The sequence below is a fragment of the Amycolatopsis roodepoortensis genome (genome assembly GCF_014873915.1).
GTDB lineage: Bacteria > Actinomycetota > Actinomycetes > Mycobacteriales > Pseudonocardiaceae > Amycolatopsis > Amycolatopsis roodepoortensis.
This window is the reverse complement of record NZ_JADBEJ010000004.1, coordinates 1,108,704-1,133,687: the sequence shown is the minus strand read 5'-3', so window position 1 is coordinate 1,133,687 and position 24,984 is coordinate 1,108,704. Positions and strand designations below refer to the sequence as shown.

The following is a 24,984-nucleotide window of genomic DNA, read 5'->3' as shown; positions in this document are numbered from 1 at the left end:
GCCATGTGAGCGGGTTCACCCAGCGTGGAAGGTGTTCTGGGCCGCGGCGAGCCCGGTGCTGATAAGCGCTTCAACGGCGTCGGCGCAACGATCGATCTCGAAAGCGAGCTCTTTCCGTTCGACCGTCGAGAAGTCTTTCAGCACGAAATCCGCCGGATCCTGCCGTCCCGGAGGGCGGCCGACGCCGAAGCGGACACGGTAGTAGTCCTTCGTGCCCAGCGATTTGGTGATCGAGCGGAGACCGTTGTGGCCGTTGTCGCCGCCGCCGAGTTTCATCTTGATCGCGCCGAAGTCGACGTCCAGCTCGTCGTGGATGACCACGACACCGGCCGGGGGGATCTTGTAGAACCGGGCCGCGCCCACCACGGGGCCGCCCGAGAGGTTCATGTACGAACGCGGCTTGGCCAGGACCACCCGCCTGCCCGCCAGCCTGCCTTCGAGGATTTCGGCGCCGCTCTTGTGGGCCTTGAACTTGCCGCCGACGCGGCCGGCGAGTTCGTCGAGCACCATGAAGCCGACGTTGTGCCTGTTGCCCGCGTATTGGGGGCCGGGATTGCCGAGGCCGGCGAGCAGGATCTGCTCGCCGGCCCCGGGAAGTACTGCTTCGGTCACATCGGTGACTTTATTCGGCGTCCTCGGCGGGGGCTTCCGCAGCCTCGGCCTCTTCGCCCTCGAGCGCGGACTCGGACGGCGCCTCGTTGACGGCGACGACCAGGGCCTCGGGGTCGGTGACCAGGGTGGCGCCCTTCGGCAGGGTGACCTGCGAGGCGAGGATCTGGGTGCCGGCTTCGACGCCCTCGACCGAGAGCTCGACCTGCTCGGGGATGTGCAGCGCCTCGACCTCGATCTGGAGGGTGTCGAGGTCGGTGGTGACCAGGGTGCCCGGGCCCGCGGTGCCGGTGACGACGACGGGGATGTCGACGGTGACCTTCTCGCCGCGGCGGACGACCAGCAGGTCGACGTGCTCGATGTAGTTCTTCAGCGGGTGGACGACGATGGTCTTCGTCAGCGCCAGCTCGCTCTTGCCTTCGAGCTCGAGGGTGATGACGGCGTTGCTGCCGTTCTCACGCACGACGCGGGCGAACTCGAGGGCGGGGAGGGCGTAGTGGCGCGGGTCCGAGCCGTGCCCGTACAGCACCGCGGGGATCTTGCCGGCACGACGCGTGCGACGCGCGGCACCCTTGCCGAATTCGGTGCGGGGCTCGACGGACAGGGTTACCTCGGACACGGTGTAGCACTCCTTCAATTCACCAACATGTTCAGCGAAAGCATGCTGAGGTGGGGATGGTTCGGGGCGGTTCTGGTGTTCGGCGGCGAATTCCACAGGCGTGCTCGACCGCGTGTGGCCACTCAAGCCGCCGCGTCGATCACGTCGGGCACCAGGTGCTCACGGAACCCGCCTCGCCGAGACCGGGAAAGTGTAGACCAAGCGGCCGTGCGGGGTTCCCGCCGGGTGGCTCGTACAGGTGACAAGTCGGTGACAGCTGCTTCGCGAACCCGCGGATGCGGTGGTGCGCGACCCCTTTTCTAAGGTGTGATCTGCTCGCACGCGAGACAAAGGGGACGGGATGCCGGCACGACGGTCGAAGATCGGCGCGATCGCCGCCCTGTGCTGTCTCGTGGCCGGTTGTGACGTCGCGATCGACGGGGCGGCCGGGATCCCGGCCGCCGAACAGCAGCGAGTGGATCGGCGCGCGGAGCAACGCGGCGCTGTCGAGAGCGCGCTGAAGGCGCTGGAGCAGGCGCCGGCCGTCGTATACAAGGCGACGATCAAGGACGCGTCGGGTCAGCCCGCGGAACTGCAGTTCCGGATCACCCGGAACGGGAGCGCGCTCGGTGCGCTGCCGGTCGACGGCCAGACCATCCAGGTCCTCTCCGCCGACAAGCAGCTGTACCTCTCGGCGACGCCGGAATACTGGAAGGCGCACGGGCTCGGCGACAGCGCCCAGTACGGCACCAGCTGGGTCCGTACGGACAGTTCGGATCTGCCGGTGAACGCCGTCGAGGTGCTCAGCCCGCGCAAGGCCGCGTCGACGCTGAGGACCGCGGTGTCCGAGATGAACCCGTTGACCGATCCGGTCCGTTCGAAGTTGCCCGACGGGACCGAGGTCTACGACGTCGGGAGCGGGCTCGGGACACTGCGGGTGACCACCGCGGCGCCGCACCGTGTCGTCAGTTTCGCGCCCTCCCTCGTCGCCGCGGCGGGCGGCAAGACGCTCGGCGCCGAGATGCGGGTCGAGCCGCTCGCCGGCGAAGCGCTCAAGAAGCTCCAGACCGATCTGGACGGCGCGATCGGCGGGCTCGGCCAGCCGTTCGACGCGCTCACCCAGGTCAGGGTCAGTGTCGTCAACGACAAGCTGGACTGTACGGATTTCGTCGGGACCTGCCGGGCGACCATCGACGTCGCCAATTCGGTCATCGGCGGCGCGAGCGGGACGCCCGTGCGCCTGACGCTGACCGTCGACTTCACCGCGCAGTCGCTCGGCGCGCAGAGTTGCTCGGCCAACGCCGACGCGGCCCCGGACACCACGACAAGCATGTCGTGCGAGGTCAAGTTCAAACTGCCGAATCGGAACGCCAGCTATCAGGTGCAGGCGAAGCCGTCGGCCAAAGGCGAAGTCCGGGCTCCGGTCGACGTCGCCGGTGTTCGCGAAAAGCTCAAGTCCGAGTTCGCCACGCTGGGCGGCTGACCTGCACGCTCACCCCGGGGTGCGTTGCATACGTTGAAGTAGCCGATCTTGCGTTCTTAGCATCGGCGTGGTCGCCGATGAAAAGGGAGAAACGCGATGGCGAAGTTGGTTGTTTTCGGAGGAACCGGATACGCGGGCGGGAAGATCGCCGCCGAGGCGCGCGGCCGCGGTCACGACGTCTTGGTGGTGTCCAGGAACGCCGAAGGTGAGGGCACCAGGGCGGGCTCGCTCTACGACGAGGCCTTCTTGGCTGAGGTCGCCAAGGGTGCCGATGTCCTGGTCATCGCGGTCCACGGGCAGAGTGGCCTGCTCGACGCGGTGCCCTCGATCGCGCAGGTCGCGAAGGACAACGGCGCCCGGATCGGCGTTGTCGGCGGGGCGGGCAGCCTGAACGTGGCCGAGGGTGGGCCGCGGCTGATCGACACCCCCGAGTTCCCGGACGAGTACAAGGGTGAAGCGGGTGCGCACGCCGAAGTGCTCGAAGCGTTCCGGAAGCTTCTCGAGGACGTCGACTGGTTCTACCTCAGCCCGGCCGCCGAGTTCGGCGCGTGGGCCGAGGGCGAGCGGACCGGCGAGTTCCGGCTCGGCGGCGACGTGCTCCTGACCGACGAGAACGGCGGCTCGAAGATCAGCGGCGCCGATTACGCGATCGCGTTCGTCGACGAGATCGACAAGCCTCAGCGCCGCCGTCAGCGTTTCTGCGTGGCCTACTGACCGGACAGTTCCCGCACGACCGGCGCGAACGCTTCCAGCATCGGTTCGAACACCGTGATGTAGGAGAAGCCATATCGTTCGCGACGCTCCTGGAGCTGCCGGACCATCTCTTCGGTGGTTCCGAACAGCAATTGGGGCGTTTCGAGCAGGGTGTCGACGTCGAGGCTGTCCTGGTCCTTGAGTTCCTCACGCCAGGACTCGGCGGCCGCGCGCCGGTCGTCCGTGACGACGACCCGCTGGACGAGCATGTTCAGTTCGGGATCGCGGCCGTTCGCGTGTGAGCGGAAGAAGGCGACGCGTTCGTCCATGCGCTCGGCGTCGTCGAGCCTGAACGTGCCCGGCGGTTTCCCCGGTGCTTGACGAAGGCCCGCGAAGCCGGCGATGTCGGCTTCGCGGGCGGCGAGTGACAGCACGCCGTCGCTGTTGCCCGCGAGGAGCAGCGGCGGGGGAGTGATTCCTTCGCCGGCGAAGTGTTCACGCAGGTGGTCAAGGCTCTTGGCGAGGTAGTCGATACGTTCCTTGGCCGGGGTCCACGGCAGGCCGGCCTCGTCGAATTCCGATTTCATGTGGCCGGAGCCGAGTCCGAGGTCCAGCCGGTCGCCTGTCATCTTCACCGTCGTGACGACTTCGCGGGCGAAGAGCGCGGCGTTGTAGAAGGCCATGTTGGAGACGAGAGTGCCGACGCGGGGCCGCTCGGTGACAGCGGCGGCCATGGTCAGCGCCGGGAAAGGCGCGTTCCGTCCCGGGCCGAGATGGTCGGGCACGGAGATGACGTCGAATCCGAGGGCCTCGACGCGGCGGCACTTCGCGACCCAGTCTTCACGGTTCTCGGCGCCCCACAGGTTCACGCCGAATTTGAATTTCCCCATGACGGAAACCTAGCCACGCGGGGAGGCCGGGCGCGCGCCGTTTCGCGATGAGCCGAAAACGAAGCAAGGGACCTTTGCTCTCACTCTCCGGAAGAGAGCGGGAGTAAAGGTCCCTTGCTTCGCTGGGATCAGGCGTTGCCGTCGAAGAGGGACGTGACCGACCCGTCCTCGAAGACCTGCTGGATCGCCTGCGCCAGCAGCGGCGCGATGGACAGCACGGTCAGCCCCGGGAATCGCTTCTCCGCCGGGATCGGCAGCGTGTTGGTGACGATGACCTCGCGCGCCTTGCAGTTCGACAGCCGCTCGGTGGCGGGATCGGACAGGATGCCGTGGGTCGAGGCGATGACGACGTCGGACGCGCCTTCGTCGAGCAGGGCCTCGGTGGCCTTCACGATCGTGCCGCCGGTGTCGATCATGTCGTCGATCAGCACGCACAGCTGACCGCGGACCTTGCCGACGACGCGGTTGGCGACGGCCTGGTTCGGCTTGTCGGGGTCGCGGGTCTTGTGGATGAAGGCGATCGGCCGGTCACCCAGCTGCGCCGCCCACTTCTCGGCGAGCCGTACGCGGCCGGAGTCCGGCGAGACGACGGTGATGTTCTCGTCCCGGTAGGTCTTGTTGATGTGCGCGGCCAGCACGTTCTGCGCGAGCAGGTGGTCGACGGGGCCGTCGAAGAAGCCCTGGATCTGCGCGGTGTGCAGGTCGACCGTCATGATCCGGTCGGCGCCCGCGGTCTTGAACAGGTCCGCGATCAGGCGCGCGGAGATCGGCTCGCGGCCCTTGTGCTTCTTGTCCTGCCGCGCGTACGGGTAGAACGGCATGATCACGGTGATCCGCTTGGCGCTCGCCCGCTTGAGGGCGTCCACCATGATCAGCTGCTCCATCACCCATTCGTTGATGGGCGCGGGGTGGCTCTGGATCACGAACGCGTCGGTCCCGCGCACCGATTCGTTGAACCGGACGAAGATCTCCCCGTTGGCGAAATTGTGCGCGGTCTGCGGTACGACCGACACGTTGAGGTGCTTGGCCACCTCTTCCGCGAGTTCCGGGTGGGCGCGCCCGGAGAAGAGCATCAGGTTCTTCTTCGGTGTTCCGGACTTCGAGCTCATGCTGGCGACTCCCCGTCGTTTCCCTTGTTCGAATCGGACACGGCGGTGGTGTCCTGCTTCGCGGCGGAAGCTGCTTCCGCCGCGGGTGTGCCCGGCCTGCGCCGGGACACCCAGTCTTCGATGTTGCGCTGCGGCCCGGTGGACACGGCGAGCGCGCCCGGGGGCACGTCTTGCCTGATCACGGTGCCTGCCCCACTGTAGGCACCGTCGCCGATGGTCACCGGGGCGACGAACGTGTTGTCCGCGCCGAGCCGCACATGGGAGCCGATCGTGGTGTGGTGCTTGTTCACGCCGTCGTAGTTGACGAAGACGCTGGAGCAGCCGATGTTGCTGTTCTCGCCGATGGTCGCGTCGCCGACGTAGGTCAGGTGCGGGACCTTCGTGCCGGCGCCGATGTCGGCGTTCTTCGTCTCGACGAAAGCGCCGAGTTTGCCCTTGGTCCCCAGTTTGGAACCGGGACGCAGGTAGGTGAACGGGCCGACCTTCACGCCGTCGCCCAGTTCCGAATCGGAACCGTGGGTCCGCACCACCGACGCGCCAGCGCCGACGGAGACGTTCTCCAACGTGCTGTCCGGGCCGATCTGCGCGCCCTCGCCGACCGACGTCGAACCCTTCAGCTGCACGCCGGGCTCGATGACGACGTCGCGCGACAGGATCACGCCCGCGTCGATCCAGGTGCTCGCGGGGTCGACGACGGTGACGCCGGCCCGCTGCCAGCCGCGGACGATCCGGCGGTTCAGCTCGGCGCCGAGGACGGAGAGCTGGACGCGGTCGTTGACGCCTTCGGTCACCCACGGGTCGTCGATGACCAGCGCGCCGACGCCCTTGCCGTCGCCGCGGGCGATGCCGAGGACGTCGGTGAGGTAGAGCTCGCCCTGCGCGTTGTCCGTCGAAAGCCGCGAGAGCCCGTCGACGAGGACGGGAGCGTCGAAGGCGTAGACGCCGGAGTTGATTTCGGCGATTTCGTGCTGTTCGGGGGTGGCGTCCTTCTGCTCGACGATCGAGGTGACGACGCCGTTCTCGTCGCGGATGATCCGGCCGTATCCGGTCGGGTTCTCGACGACGGCGGTCAGCACGGTGACCGCGTTACCGGTGGAGGTGTGCTCGGCGACCAGGGAAGCGAGCGTTTCGGTGTCGAGCAGCGGGACGTCGCCGTAGCTGACGACGACGGTGCCGGTCAGCCCGCCGGGCAGCGCGGAGAGCGCGCACGAGACGGCGTGCCCGGTGCCCTTCTGTTCTTCCTGGACGGCCGTGACGACCTGGCGGCCGAGAGCCTCGCCGACCTTTTCCAGCCGGGCGCCGACCGAGTCGCGACCGTGGCCGACGACCACGACCAGGTGCTCGGGGTTCAGTCCCGCGGCGGCCCGCACCGCGTGCTCGACCAACGGACGGCCGGCGATCGGGTGCAGCACCTTCGGGGTGGACGAACGCATGCGGGTGCCCTCACCCGCGGCGAGGATCAACGTGCTCAGCGGGCCGGTCACGGCTCTCCCAACATTTCACCAACGGTGGTTGTCGGGCATTGATCCTACGTGGGCTGCTCGGCGTCCCACGCGGGGTCGGTCGGAGCATCCTCACCGGGCCATCCGGTCGCCGGGTCGATGGCCATCGAGTTCACCGACGAAACCTGGTTCCCGCCGCCGCGTTTCGCCTGGTACATGGCCGCGTCGGCGCGGGCGAGGACCTGCTCGGCCCGCTCCTGCGGGCGGAGCGAGACGAGGCCGACGGAGAGGGTGACGCCGTGCGAAAGATGGTGCGGCAGAGATGCGACGGCATTCACAGAACGACCCAGCGCCTGCTTCGCCGCGGACGCCGGAGCCCCAGGTAGAAGCACGATGAACTCGTCTCCGCCGTATCGGGCGACCACGTCGTCGCCGCGCAGGGCGTCGCGCAGCGTGCTCGCGATGACACGGAGAACGTTGTCGCCCTCGGCATGCGACTGCTTGTCGTTGACGTCCTTGAAACCGTCGAGGTCGACCAGGGCCACCGCGAGGGGCTGGGCGTCGGCGGACGACGCCAGCGAACGCAGCTTTTCGTCGAGCGCGCGCCGGTTCGGCAGCCCGGTGAGCGGGTCCTGGAGGGCCTGCTGGGTGATCGCGCCGTGCTCGGCGGACAGGCGTTCGTGCTCCCGGCGCGCGTTGAGCGTGGCGATCTGCGATTCCCGCAGCGACCACATCTCCGTTTCCAGGATGGTCGCGTAGTCGATCAGTGACTGGCTCGCCCCGGACGCGTAGTCCGGGGTGGTGTCGAGCCTGGCGAGCTCGCGGGCGAGGTTCAGCCGCATCGACGGCAGTGAGCCGTCCTCGTTGTCCTCGCGGACCTCTTTGAGTACCTGCAGGGCGTCCTCGCGGCGGCCGTCGTTGTCCAGGCAGCGGGCCAGCGCGATGGCGATGATCTCGCGTTCGTGCGGGAACACCAGTTCCGGATGCAGCAGCGAGTTCAGTCGTTCGATATGCGACGAATCGGGCGACGCCAGCGCGGCGGCCGCGGCGAGCACGCCGACCTGGTCGATCGCGGGCACCCCCGCCTTGCGCGGGAAGAGCGACTCGGTGAACGGGCCTTCGGCGGCCTGGGCCATCGACGCCGCGGTGCGGAACTTGTCCGCGCCCTCGTCGTAGCGCTCGATGCGTTCGAGCCGGAGACCCCAGCCCAGCAGCATCTTGACCCGGTTGATCAGCTGGAGCGCGATCTCGTGCGGGCTCGCGCTGTCGCGGATCGCCTGCGCGGCGCGGGCGATGGCCTCCTCGGCCGCCTCGTAGACGCCCAGCTGGTTCAGCACCAGCCAGCAGTCGACCAGGGTCGTGGACAGCATCCGGTCCCAGTTGCGCCTGCCGACCTGGCGGTCCGGGACCGCGGAATCGTCGAGGATGGCCAGCGCCCTGGCGATCTCGGTGAGGGCGGCGTCCTCCTGTTTGGCGATCACCAGCCGACGGCCGCGCATGGCGTGCGCGTCGGCCCGCATCAGCGCGAGACCGTGCCGCCTGGTGTGCGCGAGCATCTCGTCGAGCCGGGGTTCGGCTTCGGCGGCGAGGCCGCGGGTGACCAGCCGTGCCATCGCCGAGTAGCGCAGCAGCTGGGCGACCAGCAAGGGTTCGCCGCGGCGCTGTGTCTCGTCTAGGAGTTCGTCGAGGCTGGTGACGATGTCCAGCTGCTCGGCGAAGCCGACCCGCTGGATGGCCGCCCCGAGTTCGCGCGCGCGACCGTAAAGCCAGGCGTCGGACATCTCCGCAAGCGCCGGCCGCCTGCCACTGGTCGTCGCGTCCTCGGTCAGCCGCACACACCCCCACCGTTGAAAACGCCGCTGGTCATCTGTTCGTCTGCTCCGCCGCCAGGATTCGAACCTGAACTGTCAGAACCAAAATCTGAAGTGCTGCCGATTACACTACGGCGGATCGATCCTGGTCAGGATAGCCATGCCGGGGACCTCCGCGTGCGCCCGGGGGTTGCCTCACCTTCGCGGGCACTCCACAGCGGGCGAAACCTCCTGTACCGTAACTTACGGCATCGTAGGTAAGGTCACCCTTAGGGATACCCTCAAGGGCTGCTCGTAGAAAAGAAGTGACTGCATGACGGCTACCCTGGACCGTTCCCAGAAGCCCGCGAAGGGCCCCAAACCGGTCACCGAAGGACAGCGGTCGAGCGCTGTGCAGCTTTCGGTCTACCTGGGGGTCATCTTCCCGCTCGCCGCGTTGCTCGCGGCCGTCCCGTTCGCCTGGGGCTGGGGACTGACCTGGGTCGACGTCGGCCTGTTCGTGGTCTTCTACGCGATCAGCGGGCTCGGTATCACCGTTTCGTACCACCGCTACTTCACGCACGGCTCGTTCAAGGCCAAGCCGTGGCTGCGCGTCGCGATGGCGATCGCCGGCAGCATGGCCGTCCAGGGCCCCGTGATCACCTGGGTCGCCGACCACCGGCGCCACCACGCCTTCTCCGACCGCGACGGCGACCCGCATTCGCCGTGGCTTTTCGGCACTTCGCCGGTCGCCATCGCCAAGGGGTTCTGGCACGCGCACATGGGCTGGCTGTTCGACCGTGACCAGACCAACGCGGAGCGGTTCGCGCCGGACCTGGTGAAGGACCCGGCCATCAAGAAGGTCGACGAGCTGTTCTGGCTGTGGAGCCTGCTCACCCTGGTGCTGCCCGCGATCCTGGGCGGACTGATCACCTGGTCGTTCTGGGGCGCGGTGACCGCGTTCTTCTGGGCCGGGCTGGTGCGCGTCTGCGTGCTGCACCACGTGACCTGGTCGGTCAACTCGGTCTGCCACATGATCGGCGAGCGCCCGTTCGCGGCCCGCGACAAGTCGGCCAACTTCTGGCCGCTGGCGATCTTCTCCTTCGGCGAGTCTTGGCACAACCTGCACCACGCCGACCCCACCTCGGCGCGGCACGGTGTGCAGCGCGGTCAGATCGACATTTCCGCGCGGCTGATCTGGATCTTCGAGAAGTTCGGCTGGGCCCACGACGTGCGCTGGCCGACCCCGCAGCGCCTCGCGCGTATCGCCACTGAAAGCAAATAGCGAGGTCGCGTTAGTCTTCTGCGATGGCGGGGAGAAGGCGGACCAAACGTGAAGCGGTCACCGGGGCGCGTCCTGTCGCCCCGGTGGCCCGGGTGCGGATGACGGGGACCGAGCGCAGGCAGCAGCTGCTCAACGTCGCCAGAGCCCTGTTCGCGGAAAAGGGTTTCGAAGGCACGTCCATCGAGGAGATCGCGCATCGCGCGAACGTCTCCAAACCGGTGGTGTACGAGCATTTCGGCGGCAAGGAAGGCATCTACGCCGTCGTCGTCGACCGCGAGACCCAGCTGCTGCTGGACCGGATGGTCTCCACCCTCCATGGTGGACACCCGAGGGTGATGCTGGAGCAGGCGGCGATCGCGTTGCTCTCCTACGTCGAAGACTCGCACGACGGCTTCCGCATCCTGGTGCGGGATTCGCCGGTCGCGAGTTCGACGGGCACGTTCTCGACGGTGCTGAACGACATCGCCAGCCAGGTCGAGCACATCCTCGCGCAGCAGTTCGCCGCGCGCGGCTACGACGAGAAGCTGGCCGCGCTGTACGCGCAGGCGCTGGTCGGGATGGTCGCGCTCACCGGGCAGTGGTGGCTCGACGCCCGGAAGCCGAAGCGCGGCGAGGTCGCCGCGCATCTGGTGAACCTCGCCTGGAACGGTCTGTCCAATTTGGAGCACAAGCCCAAGTTGCGGCTGTACTAGGTCAGCGCAGGAGGCCGGTCTCCCGAAGGTGGTCGAAGATGATCTTGTCGACCGCGGACACCCGGTCCCTGTCCTCGTAGCCCAGCCACGCGACCTCGTCGATTTCACTGCTGGCCGTGAGTGTTCCGCCGAATTCGGCCGTGTAGCAGGTCATCCGGACGAGGAGTCCCGTCGCGTGGCCGTCGGCCTGCGCTTCGAAGACCCCGGCGGGCTCGATGCTCGCCGGATCGATTTCGACGGTCAGTTCCTCACGGATTTCGCGGATCAGGGTCTCCGCGTCGGTTTCGCCGGATTCGCGTTTGCCGCCGGGCAAATAGAACACGGACTTGCCGCGTGAGCGCGTGCTCAGGATCCGGCCGTCCCGCAGGTGCAGCCAAGCGATCTTGTCGATCATGGTCCAGCCCAGCGCCGCGGCGGTCTCGGCGGTCGTGAGCACTTCGCCCAGCCGCGGGAACACCTTCGTGACCGCCGATTCGTGGGAGATCGCCGCGATCCCCGCCATCGCGTCCGAAACGGCGATGGTCTCGTAGTCGTGGTCGATCGCGGCCCGCAGCGTCGATTCGACGCCGTATTCCGTGGCGATCCCGGCGAGCACCAGTGTCTTCACGCCGAGTCCGCGCAGGAGTTCGTCGAGTCCGGTGCGGTAGAAGGCGCCGATCGTGTTCTTGGTGATCAGGTGCTCGCCGTCGCGAGGCGTCAGTTCAGCGACCAGTTCGCTGCCGGGCGGTTGCTCCTCGACGCCCGGCCGGTGCGCGCGCACGTGGACGATCGTTGAGCCGGCCGCGCTGAAGGCCTCGCGCAGCAAGACCGCGTTCGCCACGACCTCGGTTCCTTCGATCGGAACGGTCTCCAGCGCGACGATGCGGGTCTGGAGGTCGATCAGGACGAGCGCCGTCGTCGCCGGGTCGATCTTCGTCATGCGGGGAAGCCTAGTGTCCCTATCCTGGAAGTATGGGGAAGAACAGGGAAGTAGTGATCACCGGCGGCGGAACCGGGATCGGGTACGCGGTCGCGGCGGCGTTCGCCGCGCGGGGTGACCGGGTGACGATCACCGGCCGTCGCGAACAGGTCCTCACCGAGGCCGCCGCGCTGCTCGGCGCGAATCCGGTCCCGTTCGACGCGGCCGATCCGGACGCGGTGGAACGGGCGCTGGCCGACTTGCCGGATCGGGTCGACGTCCTGGTCAACAACGCGGGCGGGAACACCGATTTCCGCAACGGGCAGGCCGAAGACCTGAAGTCGTTCGCCGCGAACTGGCAGGCCAACCTCGACGCGAACGTGTTCAGCGCCGTGCTGGTCACCCGTGCCTTGCGGGAAAGGTTCGCCGACGGCGCGCGGATCGTCACCATCGGCTCCATCGCCGCGCGGACGGGAGCGGGTTCCTACGGTGCGGCCAAGGCCGCGCTGGAGGCGTGGAACGTCGACGTGGCAAGGGAATTCGGGCCGCGCGGGATCACCGCGAACATCGTCGCGCCCGGACTGGTCGGGGACACCGAGTTCTTCCAGGGCAAACTTTCCGACGAACGCCGGAAGTGGCTGATCGGCAACACGCTGACCAAACGCGCCGGCGAACCCGCGGACGTCGCCGAAGTGGTGGCCTTCCTGGCGAGCCCGGAGGCCCGGCACGTCACCGGCCAGATCGTCCACGTCAACGGCGGCGCGCACCTCGGCCATTAGGCGCCGGGGGTGACCTTCAGCAGCTTGTCGTCCTCGCCTTCCGAAGTCGTGATGTAGAGCGAGCCGTCGGGCGCGCTCCGGACGGCGCGAAGCCTGCCGAACTTGTCGTCGAACTCGGGCGGCAGGGTCACTTCGGTGACCTTGCCCGCGTCGTCGAGGCGGAACAGCAGGAGTTTCTGGCCTTTCAGCGCGGTCACGGCCAGCGAGCCTTCGAGCGCGCCCCACTGAGATCCGGTGAGGAACTCCGCGCCGCAGATGGCCTCGGTGATCTCACCGGTCGTCCACAAAGGACTGACAGCGTCCGGGAAGCGCTGCTTGTCGGTCATCGGGACGCTTTCGTCGTAGCTGGTCTCGGTGCCGCCCTTGGACGGGTCCCAGCCGTAGTTCTTGCCCGCGGTCTCCTGGTTGACCTCGTCGTCGATCGTCGGCCCGTGCTCGGCGGTGAACACCTGCCCCGTGCCAGGGCGGACCGTGACGCCCTGGACGTTGCGGTGCCCGTAGGTGAACACGCGCTGTTCGTTCGGATTCGCCGACGAGATGAACGGGTTGTCCGGCAACGCGTTCCCGGTCTTCGCGTCGATGCGCAGCACCTTGCCGCCGAGACTCGTCCGGTCCTGCGGATGCTGCGGGCGGGCGGTGTCGCCGGTGCCGACGAGCAGCGCGCCGTCCGCGCCGAACGCGGGACGGCAGCCGGAATGCCTGCCGCTGGGGTTCACCGGCAGCCCGGTGAGGAGGTCCTTGACCTTCGTGGCGCTCGCGCCGTCGTCCGACAGCCGCCAGGTGACCAGCCGGATGTCGACGGCGGTGTCGCCCTCCTTGTGGGTCTGGCAGGTGATGAACTCGCGTGATGTCGCGAAGTCCTTGCTGATCACCATCCCCATCAGGCCGCCTTCGCCGCGGACGTGGACGTCGGAGAAGTCGGCGGCGACGTCGCGTTTCGCGCCGCCCTCGATCAGGGCCAGCTTCCCGGGGCGCTGGGTGACGAGGATCTTCCCGTCCGGGAGGAAACCGACGTCCCAGCCGTGTTCGAGCCCGGCCGCCACCTGCTCGACCTTCAACGCCGCCGCGGCCGGCTTCGAAGTGACCGGTGGCGCGCTCTGCACCGACTCGCTCGAAGCCCCGGAACAGGCCGTGACCAGCAAGGACAGTGAAGCGAACGCGACGACGGCGGAGGTGCGCATGTCTTCAGCATGCCACCGCGCTCAACCGCCCGCGCGAACCAAACCGCTTTCGTAGGCGAACACGACCGCGTGCACCCGGTCGCGAAGTGAGAGCTTCGCGAGGATCCGGCCGACGTGGGTTTTCACCGTCGTTTCGCCGATATAGAGCTTCGCGGCGATCTCGCTGTTCGCGAGGCCGCGCGCGATGAGCGCGAGGACGTCCTTCTCGCGTTCGGTCAGCTTCTCCAGCCGCTTGCTTTCGCCGCCGTCACGGGCATCGTCCAGGTAGCGGTCCAGCAGGCGTTTGGTGACCGAAGGCGAGACCATCGAATCCCCGCGAAGCACGCCTCGGATCGCGACGAGGATTTCTTCGGCCGGAGCGTCCTTGACCAGGAATCCACTGGCGCCGGCGCGCAACGCCGCGTACGCGTATTCGTCGAGGTCGAAGGTGGTGATCATCAGGACACGTGTCCCGGGTAGCGCCGCGCAGATCCGCTCCGTCGCCGCGACGCCGTCGAGCACCGGCATCCGGACGTCCATCAGGACCAGATCCGGCCGCAGCCGCAGCGCGGTTTCGACCGCTTCGGCCCCGTTGGCGGCTTCGCCCGCGACGGTCAGGTCCTCCTGGCTCGTGACGATCATGCCCATCCCGACGCGGACCAGTTCCTGGTCGTCGCAGATCAGCACCTTCACCGGGGACGTCATCCGGCCTCCACCACCAGACTCGCCGCCACCCGGTAACCGCCGTCGTGGGTCGGCCCGGTGTCGAGCGTCCCGTGGAACATCTCGACCCGCTGCGCCATCCCCGCCAGGCCCCGCCCCGAAGACGGCAGCCGCGGCGCGGGTGGACCGGAACCGCCGGTGTTCGTCACCTCGATCCGGACGTCGCGGCGCGGGCCGTCCTCGCTGAAGTCGATTTCGACGGTTCCGCTCGCGTCACCGGGCGCGTGTTTGATCATGTTCGTGAGTGCTTCCTGGACGATCCGGTAGGCCTGGAGCGCGGCGCTGGGCGGCAGCCCGTCGGCGTCACCGGTGACCCGGAGCCCGACTTCGCGGCCCGTCGCGCTCACTTGCTCGACCAAATCGCGAAGTTCGGCGACGGCGGGCTGAGGACTTCGAGCGGTTTCGCCCGCGTGGAGGACCTCCAGGAGACGCCGTAATTCGGCCAGCGCGTCGCGACCAGCCTTGCCGATCGTGTCGAGTGTGCGGTCGACGGCTTCGGGGTCCTTGTGACGCATGAGCTTCGCGCCCTCGGCGTTGATCACGATGACGCTCACGCTGTGCGCGAGGACGTCGTGCAGTTCCCGGGCGATGCGAGTGCGCTCTTCGGCGACCGCGGCCCGCGCGCGGGCGTCCTGTTCGGAGGCGGCCAGCTCCGCCTTCACCGTTTCCTCGTCCGAGAGACGTTGGCGAGCGCGGAAGAACTCGCCGAGCGCCCAGGCCGCGACGTGCAGCGGGATCGTCGCGACGATCGCGATCTCCGGTCCCTGTTCGGTGGTGGCTCCCCAGGTGAGGCCCCAGGTGACGTCGAGGGTGACGATGACGACGGCGATCAGCGCGGCGAAGCGGCGGTTCCCCGCGCGGACCAGCGTGTAGAGCGCGACGGCCATCGCCAGCTCGCCGCGGCCGCGGTCGTAGGCCCAGAACTCCACGAGGTACTGCGCGGTCACGCCCGCGACGATCAGCACCGCGACGATCTCGGGATGACGCCGCCGCCAGAGAAGCGGTACGAGGAAGAGGTACGGCACGAGCAGGATCGCCTTGGGGACCGGCGACGACCCCGTCGGCGCGAGGAAGACGAACCACGCGAAAAGCGGCAGGTCGGTCACCCACGGGTGGGCGCGGATCCGCTCGGACAACCTGAACACGTCCCGAACGTAACCGCGGCGGACGGCCGAGCGCGTCGTCCTGGGGTACCCCCGGCGTCCTCCCGCGGGTGGACGGGGCCGGACGTCGTGGCCGACGCGGGGCCACGGAACCCGTTCCTAGCGTCGGGATCATGTCGATCACCAGGGAATTCCTCCGCCACCCGATGCTCACCGGGGCCGTCGCGGCCAGCTCTTCGAAACTCGCCGAAGCCATGACGACGGGCCTCGGGCTGGAAAACGCCCGGCTCGTCGTCGAGCTGGGGCCCGGCACGGGTGTGTTCACCGCCGCCGTCCTCCGGCGGCTGCCACCCGGCGCCCGGCTGGTCGCCGTCGAGATCAATCCCCGGCTCGCCGGCGACCTGCGTGAGCGGTATCCGGAGGTCGAGATCGTCCAGGGATCCGCCGAGAACCTGGACGATTACGTGCGCGAAGCTGCCGACGTCGTGGTCTCCGGTCTGCCGTGGACGGTCATGACGGCGGACCGCCAGGAACGGATCCTCGACCGGGTGACCGAGATCCTGGTCCCGAACGGGCGGTTCACGACCTTCGCCTACGCGCACGCGGCCTGGACTCCGCCGGGCAGGCGGTTCGCCGCCGCACTGCGTGACCGGTTCGCGGTGACCGGGCGGACCCCGGTCGTCTGGCCGAACCTGCCGCCCGCGTTCGTGCACCGGTCGGCACTGCCGGTCAGCGCGTCAGGATCGCGGCCGTCTCGGCGTCGGCGGGCAGGAAAGTCTCCAGTTTCAATTCCGACACCGTGACGTCGGCCGCGGTCGCGAACGTCGTGATGGCCGTGATCAGCCGCAGCTCGCCCGCCGAGGTGGACAGGCGCATCGGCACGGCGAACCCGAGATGATCAGGGCCGGGCGGGCCCGGCTCCGGAACGTAACCTTCGAGTTCGGCCAGCAACGCGGTGAGCTTCTCGTCGGGCGCGTGCGCGATCTCCTGCGTCAGCCGTTCCAGGATGTGCCGCGCCCAATCCGCGAGGTTCAGCACCCGGGGCGCCATCCCCTTCGGATGCAGCGCGAGCCGCAGGGTGTTGACCGGTTCCTCCAGCAGTTCGGGCGCCACGTCCTCGAAGAGCAGGTCCAGCGCGTCGTTGCGCGCGACGAGCACGCCGTGGCGGTCGACCACGATGGCCGGGTACGGCCGGTGCCCGTCGAGCAGCCGCCGCATCCCGTCGAGGACCGGCTTCAACGTGGGATCGTCGAGTTTCGTTTCGGGGAAACCGGGGGCGTAGCCGGCGGCGAGCAGCAGGCCGTTGCGCTCGCGGAGCGGGAGTTCGAGCGATTCGGCGACGCGCAGCACCAGGCCGCGGCCGGGGATCGACCGGCCGCCTTCCAGGAAACTCACATGCCGCTGGGTGGTTCCGGCCCGGAGTGCCAATTCCAGCTGGGACAGCCGCCGGCGCTCGCGCCAGCCCTTCAGCGCGGGGCCGAATCCGGAAACCATGGTCGTCATCTTGGCCGAGCCGCCGTCGGCGCCGCCATTCCCTCGAAGGAATTGAGACGATTCCCCGCCGCGGCGATGCTCCCGGCATGAAATTCGGTCTGGTCGTCCCCACTTATCGGTCCATCCTCGACGCCGGGCGCACCGCGCCGGAAATGGTCGCGATCGCGGTCGAAGCCGAACGTCTCGGCTTCGATTCGGTCTGGGTCGGCGACACGCTCGCGAAGGCGCCCATCGATTCGTTGACGTTGCTCGGCGCGTTCGCCGCCAGAACCGAGCGGGTCACGATCGGCACCGCCGCGCTGCTCCCGGCGTTGCGGGATCCACTGCTTTCCGCGAACGCGATCCTCTCGCTCGACCTGCTCAGCCGGGGCCGGATCACGCTCGGCGTCGGCGCGGGGTTCGCCGGCCGCAGCGAACCCGAGTTCGCCTTCACCCGCGTTCCGTGGGAACGCCGCCGCGCCCGGCTCGACGACATCGTCGCGTTGTGGCGGCACGTCTGGAGCGGGAAGAGCGGTCCGTTCCACGGCGAGGTGCTGCACTACGACACTCTTCCGGAGTACGCGGAACCGCACCGTCCGGGTGGTCCGCCGGTGTGGCTGGCCTCGTTCACCCCGGGCGCGCTCGAACGAGTGGGGCGGCTTTACGACGGCTGGCTGCCGTATCCGCCCGACGTCGCGGACTACGCCGACGGGCTCGCGAAGATCCGCGAAGCAGCCGTACGCCCCGTGACGCCCGCGTTGTTCGCGACGGTGCTCATCGAGGAGGATCCGGTGCGCGCCCGCGAGCGGCTGGAGGACTACGCACAGCGGAATTACGGCGTTCCGCTGGACTTCGTCGAGAAGATCCAAATGCAGATCGCGGGCAGCCCGGAGCAGGTCGCCGATCGGTTGCGCGAATACCGGGACGCGGGCGCCGAACACGTGCTGATCCGGATCGCGACGCAGGAACCGGCCGAGTTCGACGAACAGCTCCCGATGGTCGCCGGCGCCCTGCCCCGGTAATCGCGCGGCGGACTGTCGGTGCCCCCACGTAGGCTGGGACGGTGACAAACGCTCCATTGTCCGGACTCCTTCATTCCATCCTTCCCGATCCGGCCCTGCGCGGGGTCGTCGAGCGGGCCGGTGCCCCGGTGCTCGAACTCCAGGGCGCGATCGCCACCCGCCAGCTGGTCGTGGGCGCCCTCGCCGCGGACGAGGGCGCCGGCCGCCCCGTGCTCGCGGTGACCGCGACCGGCCGCGAGGCCGACGAATTGACCGCTTCGCTGAAGTCCTTCCTCGGTGACGGCGTCGTCGCCGACTTCCCGTCCTGGGAGACGCTGCCGCACGAGCGGCTGTCGCCCCGGGCGGACACCGTCGGGCGGCGGCTGGAGGTGCTCCACCGGCTCGAGACGGGAGCCGACGACCTGCGCGTCGTCGTCGCGACCGTCCGCAGCCTCATCCAGCCGATGGCGCCCGGGCTCGGTTCGCTCGCGCCCATCGACCTGGTGGTCGGCGAGGAACAGAGTTTCGAAGGCCTGCTGGAGCGGCTGGTCGAGCTCGCGTACACGCGGGTGGACATGGTCGAGAAACGCGGCGAGTTCGCCGTGCGCGGCGGCATCCTCGACCTGTTCGGGCCGACGGCGCAGCATCCGGTGCGGGTCGAGTTCTGGGGCGACGAGGTCAGCGAGATCCGCGCGTTCGCGGTGTCGGACCAGCGGTCGCTGCCGGGGGAGATCCAGCACGTCAGCGCGCCGCCGTGCCGTGAGCTGCTGCTCACCGAGCCGGTACGCGCGAAGGCCGCCGAGCTGGCGACGACGTACGAGGCGGACGCCCAGCTCACCGAGATGCTCACCAAGCTCTCCGGCGGTGTGCCCGTCGAGGGGATGGAGGCGCTCATCCCGGTGCTGTGCGAGGGCGAGCTGGAGCTGCTGACCGACGCGATGCCCGAGGGCACGCACGTGCTGCTGGCCGATCCGGAGAAGATCCGCGCCCGCGCGGCCGACCTGGTCCGCACCGGGCAGGAGTTCCTCGAAGCGTCCTGGACCACGGCCGCCGCGGGTGGTCAGGCGCCGATCGACCTCGGCGCGTCCGCGTACCGGGATCTCGCGGGGATCGCGAAGCACGCTCAGGAGACGAAGCGCCCTTGGTGGACGCTGACGCAGCTGGCCAGCGACGATCCCGACGTCTACCGCGTCTCGATCGAGGCCGCGCCGAACTACCGCGGCGAGGTCGAGCGCGCGACGACGGATCTGCGCGCGCACACGGCCGCGGGCGGGACGGCGGTGCTCGTCGTCGCCGGGCACGGCACGGCGGCCCGCGCCGTCGAGCAGCTGTCGGCGGGCGACGTGCCCGCGTCGCTCGCGGAAGGCATCACCGGTCCGCTCACGGCGGGCGTCGTGACCGTGACGTGCGGCGGTCTTTCGGACGGTTTCGTCTCGCCGGAACGCGCGCTCGTGGTGCTGTCCGAATCGGATCTCACCGGCCGCGGCTCGGGCGCCGGGACGTCCACAAAGGACTTCAGTACGAAGATGCCGTCGCGGCGCCGCAACGCCGTCGACCCGCTCGCCCTCAAGGCGGGCGACTACGTCGTGCACGACCAGCACGGCATCGGCCGGTTCGTGGAGATGGTGCAGCGCACCGTCGCCGGCGCGACCCGCGAGTATCTGCTGCTGGAGTACGCCTCCTCCAAACGCGGGCACCCGGGGGACCGGCTGTTCGTCCCGACCGACCAGCTCGACGAGGTCTCCCGCTACGTCGGTGGCGAGCTGCCGACGCTGAACAAACTCGGCGGGTCGGACTGGAAGAACACCAAGGCCAAGGCGAAGAAGGCGGTCAAGGAGATCGCCGCCGAACTCGTGCAGCTCTACGCGGCGCGGCAGGCCGCCCCGGGGCACGCGTTCGCGCAGGACACCCCGTGGCAGGGCGAACTCGAGGACGCCTTCCCGTTCACCGAGACCAACGACCAGCTCGCCGCGATCGACGAGGTCAAGGCGGATATGGAACGCGGCGTCCCGATGGACCGCGTCATCTGCGGTGACGTCGGCTACGGCAAGACCGAGATCGCGGTGCGCGCGGCGTTCAAGGCGGTGCAGGACGGCAAGCAGGTCGCGGTGCTGGTGCCCACGACGCTGCTCGCGCAGCAGCACCTCAACACCTTCACCGAACGGATGAGTTCGTTCCCGGTGAAGATCAAGGGACTTTCGCGGTTCACCTCGAAGCCCGAGTCGGACGCGATCCTCGAACAGCTCGCTTCCGGCGATGTCGACATCGTGATCGGCACCCACCGCCTGCTGCAGACCGGGATCCGGTACAAGGACCTCGGCCTGGTGATCGTCGACGAGGAACAGCGGTTCGGCGTCGAGCACAAGGAGCACATCAAGGCGCTGCGGACGCACGTCGACGTGCTGACCATGTCGGCGACGCCGATCCCGCGGACGCTGGAGATGTCGCTCGCCGGGATCCGTGAGATGTCCACGATCCTGACCCCGCCCGAGGACAGGCACCCGATCCTGACCTACGTCGGCGCGTACGACGACAAGCAGGTCGGCGCCGCGATCCGGCGCGAGCTGCTGCGCGACGGCCAGGTCTTCTACGTGCACAACAGGGTTTCCTCGATCGAGAAGGCCGCGAAGCGCATTCGCGAATTGGTGCCGGAGGCGCGCGTCGTCACCGCGCACGGGCAGATGAACGAGGACAAACTCGAAAAGATCATCCAGGGTTTCTGGGAGAACGAGTACGACGTGCTCGTCTGCACCACGATCGTCGAGACCGGGTTGGACATCTCGAACGCCAACACCCTGCTGGTGGAACGAGGTGACCTGCTGGGTCTCGCGCAGCTGCACCAGCTGCGCGGCCGGGTCGGGCGCGGGCGGGAGCGCGGGTACGCGTACTTCCTGTACCCGCCGGAGGCCCCGCTCACCGAGACGGCGCACGACCGGCTGGCGACCATCGCGCAGAACACCGAACTCGGCGCGGGCATGGCCGTCGCGATGAAGGACCTGGAGATCCGCGGCGCGGGCAACATCCTCGGCGCGGAGCAGTCCGGGCATATCGCGGGCGTCGGTTTCGATCTGTACGTGCGGCTCGTCGGTGAAGCGGTCGACGCGTTCCGCCGTCACGCGGGCGCGGAGACCTCCGAAGAGGAGGAGCTCGCCGAGGTCCGCGTGGATCTTCCGGTGGACGCGCATATCCCGCACGACTACGTACCGGGCGAGCGGCTGCGGCTGGAGGCGTACCGCAAGATCGCGGCCGCTCCGGACCAGGCCGGGCTCGACGCCGTCCGCGAGGAACTGGTCGACCGCTACGGCCAGCCGCCCGCCCCGGTGCGGAGGCTGCTCGCGGTCGCCGCCTTCCGGCACACCTGCCGCGCGGCCGGGGTCACCGAGGTCTCCGCACAGGGCACATCGATCCGGTTCGCGCCGCTGCCGCTGGCGGATTCGCAGATGGTGCGGCTGAAGCGCTTGTACCCCAAGGCTCTCTACAAGGCGGTGACGAACACGGTCTCCGTGCCGAAGCCGACGGAGGGGCCGGCGGGCGGGCGGATGGGCGCACCCGCGCTGCGAGACGAGGAACTGCTGGACTGGTGCGCGAAGCTGCTGACGAATCTGATGAAGTCGCCGGCGCCCGTCGCGTGATCGGAGCCGTGACTCGCGTGCGGGAAGGCGTAACTCGCGTGATCGGAGGCGTAACTCGCGTGATGGGAAGCGGAACTCGCGTGCGGGGCCGAGCCCGAATCGCGACTTACGACCTGGTTCTCTCGCCGGGGCCGGTATGAGAGGGTAGGCCCTGTGATGCGGATCATGGGGCGCCGTCGCGCGCTGCTCGGGGTTGTTGCCGGTTCTCTCCTTCTCGCCGGATGCAACGCCGGACCCGGGCAGGTCGGTGCGGCGGTGATCGTCGACGGCAGGACCGTTTCGGTGGATCGCGTGCAGCAGCTGATCGACAAGGCCGTTCGTGAGCACCCGTACGGGCAGCAGCTCGCCAAGGAGCACAAGCTCGACCTCGTCGGCCGCGAGATCGTCCGCCAGGAGATCCTGCACGACCTCACCAAGCGTGCCGCTCAGCGGGAAGGCATCGGGGTCGACGAGTCCCTCGTGGTGAACGCGTTGCAGAACGATCCGCTGGCGAAGCCGATGGAGGCCAACCCGCAGGACGACCCCGAACTCAGCGTCGAGCAGCTCGTGGCGCGGGTGCGGGACCACCGCGAGGCACTGGTCGACGCGGCGCTGCAGACCCAGCTCGCGATGAAGTACCTGGACAAGCTCACCGTCACGTTCGATTTCAGCTCGGTCTCCTCGACCGACGCCACCGGCGCCGACTCGGACCGGCTGCGCGAGCAGGCGATCGAGAAGGCCCGCCGCTTCGCCGCTTCGCCGAACGCGGCCGCCGAGCTGATCGCGCAGGACCAGCAGACCTCCGACACGCAGGCGGGCACCGGCCAGAAGCTGCCCGCGATGCAGTCGCCCGCGACCGCGGCCACCGTTCTGTTCGGTCTCGAACCCAATACCGTCGCCGCGTTCCAGCCGACACCGCAGCAGCCGCTTTGGGTCGTCGTCGTGATGCGTGAGCGGACCGCGGACAAGCCCGTCGCGTCGGATCAGGCCGCGCGGCCCACCCCTCAGCAGCTGGCCAAGGTCGGTGTCCGGCTCCTCCAGTCGTACCTCGGGCAGGTCGACCTCAAGGTGAACCCGCGCTACGGCGTATGGGATGTTGTCGAGATGGACCTCGCGCCCAACGAAGCTTCGAAGAAGGGCATCGTGCTGCCTGTGCACGGTGCCGCCCCGCAAAACCCGTGACCGCTGCCGTCGTCGTGATCGCCCGCGGCGCGACACTGCCCGCCGCGGCACTCACGATCCTGCGGAGCAGCGGTGCCGTGTACGCGGCTTCTGATGTCGATCCCGAGGTGTTCGGGGTGCCCGCGCTCGGCGAGGCACAGGCGGGAGACCTCGTGCTCATCGCCGGTTCGCGAAGGGAACCGAAGGCCGCGGCGCTGATCCGGGCCGGAGCGCGCGTGATCGAAGCGCCCGTGCCGCCGCTGGTCGAGGCCGCCGAGGTGATGGACCGCCTCCGCTCGCCGGGTGGTTGCCCGTGGGACGCCGTCCAGACGCACGAGTCGCTGCGTCAATACCTGGTCGAGGAGACCTACGAGCTGCTCGACGCGATCGAAGAGGGCGATCGCGTCGCCCTGCGCGAGGAACTCGGGGACGTCCTGCTCCAGGTGCTGTTCCACGCCCGCGTCGCGGTCGAGGACGCGGACGATCCGTTCGGGATCGACGAGGTCGCTTCCGAACTGGTCGCGAAACTCGTCGGACGTCATCCGCACGTCTTCGCCGACGCTCCCCGGGTCGAGACCGTCAGCGACCAGAACCTCAAATGGGAAGAACTGAAGCAGGCCGAGAAGAGCCGTCAGTCCATTGTGGACGGTGTCGCGCTCGGTCAGCCCGCCGTGGCCCTTGCCGGGAAGCTCGGCCAGCGAAGCGGCCGGGCCGGGATCCCGCTCGACCTGTTCCCCGGCGGTTCCGAAGCGGCCGCCCAGCTGTTCCGGGTGGCCGCGACCGCGCGCCGCGCGGGGATCGATCCCGAAGGCGAGCTCCGTGCCGTCGCGAAGCAGTTCGCCCGCGACATCCGGGACGCCGAGCAGGCCGCGCGTGACGCCGGCCTGGAACCGACGACGCTGGAGGCCGACGGCTGGCGCAAGTTCTGGCCGGGTCCCTGAGGAGTACGGGCCGGCGCTTACGTCCGGCCGAGGGTGTCGCGAAAGCCACTTTCGCGACGTCTGACGTCCCGAAAGTGGCTTTCGCGACATGTCGTGTCGGGCCGAGCCCTGACGAAGGCTGTGACACAGGACACAATCGGGTGAGAACCGTTTCGGCGATCTCGGCGTCTTGCCGGATGTGAAAGGAACGGAACCGGACGAAGAGCAGCTCGTCCGCCGCACGGCCAAAGGCGACCGGGCGGCGTTCGAGGAGCTCTACCGCCGCACGTCGCCGTGGCTGGCCGTGCGCCTGCGCCGTCGCTGCGCCGACGAACAGATCGTCGCCGAGGTGATGCAGGAGACCTACCTCGCGGTTTGGCGCGCGGCGGGCGCGTTCGCCGGTTCCGCCGTCGGCGGGAGCGCCGTGGGCTGGCTGTGGACGATCGCCGCGCGTCGGCTCGTCGACGCCTTCCGCCGCCGCGCGCGGCACGCGCAGCCGCTGCCGGTCGCGGAAACCACCGTCGCGCCCGCCGCCGAGGAGGAGGCGCTGGCCGGTGCGGTCGGCGACCACGTCGGCGACGCGTTGCGCCGGCTCGCTCCCGAACTCCGGCAGGTCCTGCAGGCGATGGTGCTCGACGGGCTGACCGTCCGGGAGACCGCGGTCCTGCTCGGCCTGCCGGAAGGAACCGTCAAAACCCGCGCCAGGCGGGCTCGGATCGCGATGCGGGAGGCGCTGTCGTGAACAAGGAACACGTGTCAGAACAGCTCCTCGCCGGTTACGTCCGCGGGGACGAAGGCTTGGCCGGTGACGAGGTCTGGGCGGTCGAAGCCCATCTCGAAAAGTGCGCGGAGTGCCGGAGCGCACTGTCCGCGCTCAGCCTTCCGACGGTGTCCGCGCTGGTGGACGACGTCTGGGCCGGGCTGGGTCCGAAGCTCGCCGAAGCGGGCCCGAGCCCGATGCGGAGCCGGTGGGCCGGACGGCTGTACAGCTGGGTGACGCCGGTGATGCTGCCGTGGCTGGTGATGATCGTCCTGATCCCGGCACTGGGTTTCCTGCTGGACTCGCTGGGGTTCACCGAGTCGAAGGGCTACTCGTTCGTCCAGCTCTTCTCACCGGTGCTGCCGGTGCTCGGGGTCGCGGTGTCGTGGGCCAAGGGGCTCGATCCCGCCTACGAACTGGTCACTTCGACGCCGAGGGCCGGGCTCTACCTGCTGCTGCGCCGGACGACGGCGGTCCTCGCGGTCGTCCTGCCGATCCAGGGTCTGTCGAGCTGGCTCGCCGGCGGCGGATTCGGGCTCGGTCTCCTGCCGAGCCTGGCCTTCACCACCGGGACGCTCGCGCTCGGCGGTGTGATCGGAGTGACGCGGGCGGCCTACGTCCTCACCGGGGTCTGGATGGCGGTGATCCTGGCGCCCGCGGTGGCTTCCCAGGGGCGCGCCACCGCGCTCGAACCCCGGCTGCTCCCGGTGTGGGGCGCGATCTTCGCGCTGACCGCGGTCGTGGTGGTGCTCCGGCGGAGCGTCTTCGGCCTGCTCACCGGATCCGAACGATGAACGAAGGGGA

23 protein-coding genes, 1 tRNA gene and 1 pseudogene are annotated in these 24,984 nt (G+C 69.0%); 12 read left to right on the top strand and 13 right to left on the bottom strand.

Going from position 1 to position 24,984, the window contains the following annotated elements; all coding sequences use genetic code 11:
- Positions 1 to 15: 15 nt before the first annotated feature.
- Together pth and H4W30_RS16050 are read right to left on the bottom strand one after the other, a co-directional pair.
- Positions 16 to 612 (bottom strand): aminoacyl-tRNA hydrolase, encoded by a 597-nt coding sequence (gene pth, locus H4W30_RS16055; protein WP_192743536.1) that lies wholly within the window; start codon positions 610 to 612, stop codon positions 16 to 18.
- 10 nt (positions 613 to 622) lie between these two features.
- Entirely contained in the window at positions 623 to 1,228 is a 606-nt protein-coding gene (locus H4W30_RS16050; protein ID WP_192743535.1) for a 50S ribosomal protein L25/general stress protein Ctc, read from the bottom strand.
- 340 nt (positions 1,229 to 1,568) lie between these two features.
- Between H4W30_RS16050 and H4W30_RS16045 the strand changes: the two genes are divergently transcribed.
- Both H4W30_RS16045 and H4W30_RS16040 read left to right on the top strand, forming a co-directional pair.
- Positions 1,569 to 2,690 carry a hypothetical protein gene (locus H4W30_RS16045; RefSeq protein WP_192743534.1) on the top strand — a complete coding sequence of 374 codons (1,122 nt, stop codon included), beginning with the start codon at positions 1,569 to 1,571 and terminating at the stop codon, positions 2,688 to 2,690.
- Positions 2,691 to 2,786: 96 nt separating this feature from the next.
- A complete protein-coding gene (locus tag H4W30_RS16040) occupies positions 2,787 to 3,404 on the top strand; it encodes an NAD(P)-dependent oxidoreductase (RefSeq protein ID WP_192743533.1) in 618 nt (205 codons plus the stop codon).
- Here the strand turns inward: H4W30_RS16040 and H4W30_RS16035 are convergent.
- The 5 genes from H4W30_RS16035 to H4W30_RS16015 all read right to left on the bottom strand — a co-directional run bounded on the left by H4W30_RS16035 (position 3,398) and on the right by H4W30_RS16015 (position 8,774).
- The gene (locus tag H4W30_RS16035; RefSeq protein WP_192743532.1) at positions 3,398 to 4,273 is read right to left on the bottom strand and encodes a TIGR03621 family F420-dependent LLM class oxidoreductase; all 876 of its coding nucleotides are present in this window, start codon (positions 4,271 to 4,273) and stop codon (positions 3,398 to 3,400) included. The genes H4W30_RS16040 and H4W30_RS16035 overlap by 7 nt on opposite strands.
- Positions 4,274 to 4,401: 128 nt before the next feature.
- Entirely contained in the window at positions 4,402 to 5,382 is a 981-nt protein-coding gene (locus H4W30_RS16030) for a ribose-phosphate diphosphokinase (RefSeq protein WP_192743531.1), read from the bottom strand.
- On the bottom strand, positions 5,379 to 6,866 hold the full coding sequence (gene glmU, locus H4W30_RS16025; RefSeq protein ID WP_192743530.1) for a bifunctional UDP-N-acetylglucosamine diphosphorylase/glucosamine-1-phosphate N-acetyltransferase GlmU: 1,488 nt from the start codon (positions 6,864 to 6,866) through the stop codon (positions 5,379 to 5,381). Before glmU ends, H4W30_RS16030 begins: the two co-directional genes overlap by 4 nt.
- 44 nt (positions 6,867 to 6,910) lie before the next feature.
- Positions 6,911 to 8,659: a GGDEF domain-containing protein gene (locus H4W30_RS16020; protein ID WP_192743529.1), complete on the bottom strand. Its 1,749-nt coding sequence runs from the start codon at positions 8,657 to 8,659 to the stop codon at positions 6,911 to 6,913.
- Between the two features lie 43 nt (positions 8,660 to 8,702).
- Positions 8,703 to 8,774, bottom strand: a tRNA-Gln gene (locus H4W30_RS16015).
- 174 nt (positions 8,775 to 8,948) lie between these two features.
- Here H4W30_RS16015 and H4W30_RS16010 point away from each other — a divergent pair.
- On the top strand, positions 8,949 to 9,899 hold the full coding sequence (locus tag H4W30_RS16010; protein WP_192743528.1) for an acyl-CoA desaturase: 951 nt from the start codon (positions 8,949 to 8,951) through the stop codon (positions 9,897 to 9,899).
- Positions 9,900 to 9,997: 98 nt separating this feature from the next.
- On the top strand, positions 9,998 to 10,591 hold the full coding sequence (locus tag H4W30_RS16005) for a TetR/AcrR family transcriptional regulator (RefSeq protein ID WP_192744121.1): 594 nt from the start codon (positions 9,998 to 10,000) through the stop codon (positions 10,589 to 10,591).
- 1 nt (position 10,592) lies between these two features.
- Here the strand turns inward: H4W30_RS16005 and H4W30_RS16000 are convergent, their stop codons facing one another.
- Together H4W30_RS16000 and H4W30_RS15995 are read right to left on the bottom strand one after the other, a co-directional pair.
- Positions 10,593 to 10,985, bottom strand: coding sequence for an NUDIX hydrolase (locus H4W30_RS16000; protein WP_192744122.1), 393 nt, complete (start codon positions 10,983 to 10,985; stop codon positions 10,593 to 10,595).
- A gap of 36 nt (positions 10,986 to 11,021) precedes the next feature.
- Positions 11,022 to 11,510: pseudogene (locus H4W30_RS15995) on the bottom strand (cysteine hydrolase family protein); the annotation flags it as partial.
- A 32-nt stretch (positions 11,511 to 11,542) separates the two neighbouring features.
- On the opposite strand from H4W30_RS15995, the gene H4W30_RS15990 reads away from it, so the two are divergent.
- Positions 11,543 to 12,268 (top strand): SDR family NAD(P)-dependent oxidoreductase, encoded by a 726-nt coding sequence (locus H4W30_RS15990; RefSeq protein WP_192743527.1) that lies wholly within the window; start codon positions 11,543 to 11,545, stop codon positions 12,266 to 12,268.
- Here the strand turns inward: H4W30_RS15990 and H4W30_RS15985 are convergent.
- From H4W30_RS15985 to H4W30_RS15975, 3 genes are read right to left on the bottom strand one after another with little or no spacing between them, the layout of a single operon-like run.
- Positions 12,265 to 13,449, bottom strand: a complete 1,185-nt coding sequence (locus H4W30_RS15985) for a PQQ-dependent sugar dehydrogenase (RefSeq protein WP_192743526.1) — start codon at positions 13,447 to 13,449, stop codon at positions 12,265 to 12,267. The genes H4W30_RS15990 and H4W30_RS15985 overlap by 4 nt on opposite strands.
- 21 nt (positions 13,450 to 13,470) lie before the next feature.
- Positions 13,471 to 14,133 (bottom strand): response regulator, encoded by a 663-nt coding sequence (locus tag H4W30_RS15980; protein WP_192743525.1) that lies wholly within the window; start codon positions 14,131 to 14,133, stop codon positions 13,471 to 13,473.
- The gene (locus H4W30_RS15975; RefSeq protein ID WP_192743524.1) at positions 14,130 to 15,296 is read right to left on the bottom strand and encodes a sensor histidine kinase; all 1,167 of its coding nucleotides are present in this window, start codon (positions 15,294 to 15,296) and stop codon (positions 14,130 to 14,132) included. Before H4W30_RS15975 ends, H4W30_RS15980 begins: the two co-directional genes overlap by 4 nt.
- A gap of 131 nt (positions 15,297 to 15,427) precedes the next feature.
- Between H4W30_RS15975 and H4W30_RS15970 the strand changes: the two genes are divergently transcribed.
- Positions 15,428 to 16,057, top strand: coding sequence for a class I SAM-dependent methyltransferase (locus H4W30_RS15970; RefSeq protein ID WP_192743523.1), 630 nt, complete (start codon positions 15,428 to 15,430; stop codon positions 16,055 to 16,057).
- Here H4W30_RS15970 and H4W30_RS15965 read toward each other — a convergent pair.
- Positions 15,984 to 16,748, bottom strand: a complete 765-nt coding sequence (locus tag H4W30_RS15965) for a helix-turn-helix transcriptional regulator (RefSeq protein ID WP_192743522.1) — start codon at positions 16,746 to 16,748, stop codon at positions 15,984 to 15,986. The two genes, H4W30_RS15970 and H4W30_RS15965, sit on opposite strands and share 74 nt — an antisense overlap.
- An 86-nt stretch (positions 16,749 to 16,834) precedes the next feature.
- Between H4W30_RS15965 and H4W30_RS15960 the strand changes: the two genes are divergently transcribed.
- The 6 genes from H4W30_RS15960 (at position 16,835) to H4W30_RS15935 (ending at position 24,974) form a co-directional block, all read left to right on the top strand.
- A complete protein-coding gene (locus H4W30_RS15960; RefSeq protein ID WP_192743521.1) occupies positions 16,835 to 17,749 on the top strand; it encodes an LLM class flavin-dependent oxidoreductase in 915 nt (304 codons plus the stop codon).
- Positions 17,750 to 17,805: 56 nt separating this feature from the next.
- Positions 17,806 to 21,360 carry a transcription-repair coupling factor gene (gene mfd, locus H4W30_RS15955; protein WP_192744120.1) on the top strand — a complete coding sequence of 1,185 codons (3,555 nt, stop codon included), beginning with the start codon at positions 17,806 to 17,808 and terminating at the stop codon, positions 21,358 to 21,360.
- 156 nt (positions 21,361 to 21,516) lie between these two features.
- Positions 21,517 to 22,521, top strand: a complete 1,005-nt coding sequence (locus H4W30_RS15950) for a hypothetical protein (RefSeq protein WP_192743520.1) — start codon at positions 21,517 to 21,519, stop codon at positions 22,519 to 22,521.
- On the top strand, positions 22,518 to 23,441 hold the full coding sequence (locus H4W30_RS15945) for a MazG family protein (RefSeq protein WP_192743519.1): 924 nt from the start codon (positions 22,518 to 22,520) through the stop codon (positions 23,439 to 23,441). Before H4W30_RS15950 ends, H4W30_RS15945 begins: the two co-directional genes overlap by 4 nt.
- Before the next feature lie 178 nt (positions 23,442 to 23,619).
- Positions 23,620 to 24,162: an RNA polymerase sigma factor gene (locus H4W30_RS15940; protein ID WP_192743518.1), complete on the top strand. Its 543-nt coding sequence runs from the start codon at positions 23,620 to 23,622 to the stop codon at positions 24,160 to 24,162.
- Entirely contained in the window at positions 24,159 to 24,974 is an 816-nt protein-coding gene (locus H4W30_RS15935; protein WP_192743517.1) for a zf-HC2 domain-containing protein, read from the top strand. The genes H4W30_RS15940 and H4W30_RS15935 overlap by 4 nt, the downstream gene beginning before the upstream one ends.
- The last annotated feature ends 10 nt before the right edge of the window (positions 24,975 to 24,984 follow it).